Here is a 4,219-nt window from a genome sequence, read left to right as displayed (position 1 = left end):
CGCGATGGCGCTCGCCCTGCGCCGGCTGGACGGCACGCCGTTCCGCGCCGAAGCCGGGTCGGCGCTGCGCAAGCTCGTCGCCGCCATGCAGAAGGACGACGCCGCCGCGGCGCAGGACCTCGCCGCCCGCGTCCACCTGCTCGGGGACGCGGGCAGCCCACCGCCGATGCCGCACGTGCTCGGCACCCGCCGCGTCCTGCGCATCGGGTACGCCGACCGGGAAGGAGCCGTCACGCGCAGGGAAATCGAGCCGCTCGGCTACGTCGGCAAGCCCGACCACTGGTACCTGGTGGCCTGGTGCCGGCTGCGCGAGGAGGTCCGGGTCTTCCGCACCGACCGCATCACGTCCATCGCCGCGACCGCCGAGGTGCCCCCGCCCCGCCCACTGCGGCGCGAGGACCTCGACATTCCTTACGGCGTCGTCGAGCAGCTCACTTTGGCGGGGTGAACACGGAAAAATGGTTGCCGGCGGGATCGAGCAGGTGCGCGAACGTGACGCCGACGGGGTTGACGACCGGGGGCCGCTGCACCTTGCCCCCGGCGGCTTCCGCGCGCTCGCAGGCGGCGGCGACGTCCTCGACGAGCACGGTGAAGATCGCGTAGTCCCCGGCTCCCGTGGCGAGCCCGCCGCGCGAGCCGCCGGTGTCGATCACGCGGTAGGCGGGGTCGGGGCTCGCCGACTCGTCCTGGACGGCCTTCCAGCCGAAGACGTCGCCGTAGAACCGTTCGGCGGCCGCCGGGTCGGTGGCGCCGATCTCGAACCAGGCGACGTCGTTGAATCCGGGCATGGGGTTCCTTTCACTGCCACGCCGGGCGTTTCCCGGCTCCGCCCACTGTGGGCGGTGGCGGCGACAGCCCCCTGTCGGTGTTTAGCGAACTTCTTCCAGCGCCTTCAGGAACGCGTCCGTCGTCGCGCGGTCACGCACGGCCAGCCGCAGGTGGTCCGGGCCGAGGCCGGGGAAGGTGTCGCCGCGCCGGACCGCGTAGCCGGCGTCCCGCAGCCGGCCCCGCACCGCGGCCCCGTCCGGGATCCGCACGAGCACGAACGGGCCGCGCGGGTCGCCCAGCACCGGCACACCGGCCGAAGCCAGCCCGGACACCAGGTATTCGCGATCTTCCTCCGCGGCTACCGCCAGCTTCTCGGCTTCTTCCAACGAGCTTGGGCGGCAGCACGCGACGGTGGCGACCGCGGCCAACGTGGACACCGACCACGGCACCTGCACCGCCCGCAGCCGCTCGACGACTTCGGCTTCGGCGAGCACGTACCCCGCCCGCAGCCCGGCCAGGCCCCACGTCTTCGTCAGGCTCCGCAACACGACGACGCCGGGGTGCCCGGCGGCCAGGCTTTCCCCCTCGCCGGGAACGGCGTCCAAGAACGCCTCGTCCACCACGAGCAGCCGCCCGGGCCGCGTCAAGGCCAGCAGCGCGGAAGCGGGGTGCAGCACCGAAGTCGGGTTGGTCGGGTTGCCGACGAACACCAGGTCCGCGTCGGCCGGGACCAGCGCCGGGTCGAGGACGAACCCGTCCGCTTCGGCCAAGACGACTCGCTCGACCGCGTGCCCGGCGGCCCGCAGCGCGGCCTCGGGCTCGGTGAACTGCGGGTGCACGACGACCGCCCGGCGCGGCTCCAACGCCGACGCCAGCAGCGTGAACGCCTCCGCCGCGCCGGCGGTGACCAGGACTTCGTCCACCGCACGCCCGTGCCGCGCGGCCACCGCCGCCGCGGCTTCCGCGGAGGAGGGATAAGCCGCGAGGGTGTCCAAAGCGGACGCCAGCTCGTCGCGCAGCCACGCGGGTGGCCGCGGGAGGCGGACGTTCACCGCGAGGTCCACCAGCCCCGGCCCGACTTCGCGGTCGCCGTGGTGGTGCAGGTCGTAGTCACGCATGGGCCCGGACCCGGGCCGCGAACCGCTCAGCCAGTTCGGGATAGCCCGCCCAGTGGACGTGCAGGTAGGACGCGTGCAGCGTCGGCGAAGCGAAGCCGTCCAGCTGCCGGTCCCAGCCCCAGGCCGCCGTAGCGCCGTGCGACGGCGTCACCTCGGTGCGGTGGAACTCGTGCCCGGTGACGCGCTGCCCGGCCGCGGCCAGGAGGTTGTCCTCGACGGCCACCGCGCGCCGGTAGCCCAGCTTGCCGCGGGCGGTCATCTTCGCGTCCGCGGGCACCGCACCGACCATCGGGAGGCCATCCAGGGACTGGCACAGGTAAAGCAGGCCGGCGCATTCGGCGCTGACCGGCATCCCGCGCTCGATCGCCGAAGCGACCTGCGCGCGCAACGCCGTGTTCGCCGACAGCTCGGCCGCGTGCACCTCGGGGAACCCGCCGCCGAAGTACAGCCCGGCACACCCTTCGGGCAGTGCTTCGTCACGCAGCGGGTCGACGTCCACGACGTCCACCCCGCACGCGGCCAGCAGCTCGACGTTCTCGGTGTACCGGAAGGTGAACGCGCGTCCGCCGGCGGCCGCGACCGTCACGCGCGGACCGTCCACACCGGACGGTTCCCACGGCGGCGCGGAAAGCCGCGGCGCGCCCGACGCGATCCGGACGATCGCTTCGAGGTCGACACCCTCGGTGACCCACGCGGCCAGCGCGGGCAACACGTGCCGCGCTTCCGCGGCCCGTTCCGCCGCCGGAACGAGCCCGAGGTGCCTGCTCGGCGCGTGGATCTCCTCGTTGCGGTACAACGCGCCCAGCAGCGGGACGCCGGTGGCTTCCAGCGCGGACGCGATCTCGTCGAGGTGGCGCCGCGAGCCGAGCTTGTTGAGGATGACGCCGGCGAGCCGCACACGGTTGTCGTAGTGGGCGAAGCCGAGCACGGTCGCGGCGACGCTGCGCGAGGCGGCCGAGGCGTCGACGACCAGGACGACCGGGGCGTCGAGCAGCCGGGCGACGTGCGCTGTCGAGGCGTAGCCCTCGGTGCCGAGCGCGCCGTCGAACAGGCCCATCACGCCTTCGATCACGGCGATGTCGGCACCCGCGGAACCGTGGCGCAGCAACGGGATCAGCCGGTCCTCGCCCTGCAGGAAGGGGTCGAGGTTGCGCGCGGGCCGTCCGGTGGCGAGGGCGTGGTAGCCCGGGTCGATGAAGTCCGGCCCGACCTTGTGCCCGGACACCCGGTGCCCGGCCGCGCGCAGCGCCGCCATCAGCCCGGCGGCGATGGTGGTCTTGCCGTGCCCGGAACCGGGCGCGGCGACGACCACGCGCGCTACCACTCGATCCCCCGCTGGCCCTTCTGGCCGGCGTCCATCGGGTGCTTGACCTTCGTCATCTCGGCGACCAGGTCGGCGGCTTCGACGAGCTCGGGCGGCGCGTACCGGCCGGTGATGACGACGTGCTGGTGCCCGGGCCGCGAGGTCAGGGTGGAGACGACGTCGTCCACCTCGAGCCAGCCCCACTTGAGCAGGTAGGAGAACTCGTCGAGGACGTAGAAGTCGTGCGTCTCGGCGGCGAGGCGGCGCTTGATCTCGGCCCAGCCCTCGCGGGCGTTCGCCGCGTGGTCGTCTTCGGTGCCGGACTTGCGCGCCCAGCTCCAGCCCTCGCCCATCTTGTGCCACTCGACCGGCCCGCCTTCGCCGGTGTCGTCGTGCAGCTTGCCCAGCGCCTTGAACGCGGCTTCCTCGCCCACGCGCCACTTCGCCGACTTCACGAACTGGAACACGCCGATCGACCAGCCCTGGTTCCAGGCGCGCAGCGCCATCCCGAACGCGGCCGTCGACTTGCCCTTCATCTCGCCGGTGTGTACGGCGAGCAGCGGCCGGTTGCGGCGCTGGCGGGTGGTCAGCCCGTCGTTCGGGACGGTTTCCGGTTTGCCCTGCGGCATCAGGCGGCCCTTCCGGTCCGGGCGCGGACGGCGCTCGCCAGCGATTCGGCGGCGACGTCGGCGAGGGGTACGTGCTCGGCGCCGAGGTGGGCGGCGAGGTCGGCGGCCAGGCCGAGCCGCATCTTGCCGCTCTCGCAGTCCATGACGATCGTCGTGACGCCGTTCAGCAATCCGGCCGCGGCCTGGGCGCGCGCGACGGCGTCCGAGCCGCTGGTGGCGCGGCCGTCGGTGACGACGACGAGCAGCGGGCGGCGCCGTGGGTCGCGGATCTCCTCGACGCGCAGCACCCGCGCGGCCTCCAGGAGTCCTTCGGCCAGCGGCGTCCGGCCGCCGGTGGGCAGGCCCTCGAGGCGGGCCGCGGCGGCGTCGACGCTGATCGTCGGCGGCAGCGCGAGTTCGGC

The 4,219-nt window shown here is 73.9% G+C and carries 5 protein-coding genes and 1 pseudogene; 1 reads left to right on the top strand and 5 read right to left on the bottom strand.

Annotated elements, in window-relative coordinates:
- Positions 1-448 (top strand): YafY family protein (locus tag G3I65_RS28640; protein ID WP_160698865.1); only part of this gene is annotated, 448 nt, incomplete at its 5' end.
- On the opposite strand, the gene G3I65_RS28635 is transcribed toward G3I65_RS28640, so the two are convergent.
- The 5 genes and pseudogenes from G3I65_RS28635 to G3I65_RS28615 all read right to left on the bottom strand — a co-directional run.
- The gene (locus tag G3I65_RS28635) at positions 432-788 is read right to left on the bottom strand and encodes a VOC family protein (protein ID WP_125313467.1); all 357 of its coding nucleotides are present in this window, start codon (positions 786-788) and stop codon (positions 432-434) included. The two genes, G3I65_RS28640 and G3I65_RS28635, sit on opposite strands and share 17 nt — an antisense overlap.
- An 81-nt stretch (positions 789-869) precedes the next feature.
- Positions 870-1,886: an Rv2231c family pyridoxal phosphate-dependent protein CobC gene (gene cobC / locus G3I65_RS28630; RefSeq protein ID WP_160698864.1), complete on the bottom strand. Its 1,017-nt coding sequence runs from the start codon at positions 1,884-1,886 to the stop codon at positions 870-872.
- Positions 1,879-3,210 carry a cobyrinate a,c-diamide synthase gene (locus G3I65_RS28625; protein ID WP_160698863.1) on the bottom strand — a complete coding sequence of 444 codons (1,332 nt, stop codon included), beginning with the start codon at positions 3,208-3,210 and terminating at the stop codon, positions 1,879-1,881. Before G3I65_RS28625 ends, cobC begins: the two co-directional genes overlap by 8 nt.
- Entirely contained in the window at positions 3,204-3,818 is a 615-nt protein-coding gene (gene cobO / locus G3I65_RS28620; protein ID WP_160698862.1) for a cob(I)yrinic acid a,c-diamide adenosyltransferase, read from the bottom strand. Before cobO ends, G3I65_RS28625 begins: the two co-directional genes overlap by 7 nt.
- Positions 3,818-4,219 (bottom strand): annotated as a pseudogene (locus G3I65_RS28615) (magnesium chelatase); the annotation flags it as partial. The gene cobO and the pseudogene G3I65_RS28615, both read right to left, overlap by 1 nt.

This window comes from Amycolatopsis sp. SID8362 (assembly GCF_010550475.1).
Taxonomy (GTDB): domain Bacteria; phylum Actinomycetota; class Actinomycetes; order Mycobacteriales; family Pseudonocardiaceae; genus Amycolatopsis; species Amycolatopsis eburnea.
The sequence above is the reverse complement of the archived record's forward strand: the minus strand, read 5'-3'. Positions and strand labels throughout refer to the sequence as shown.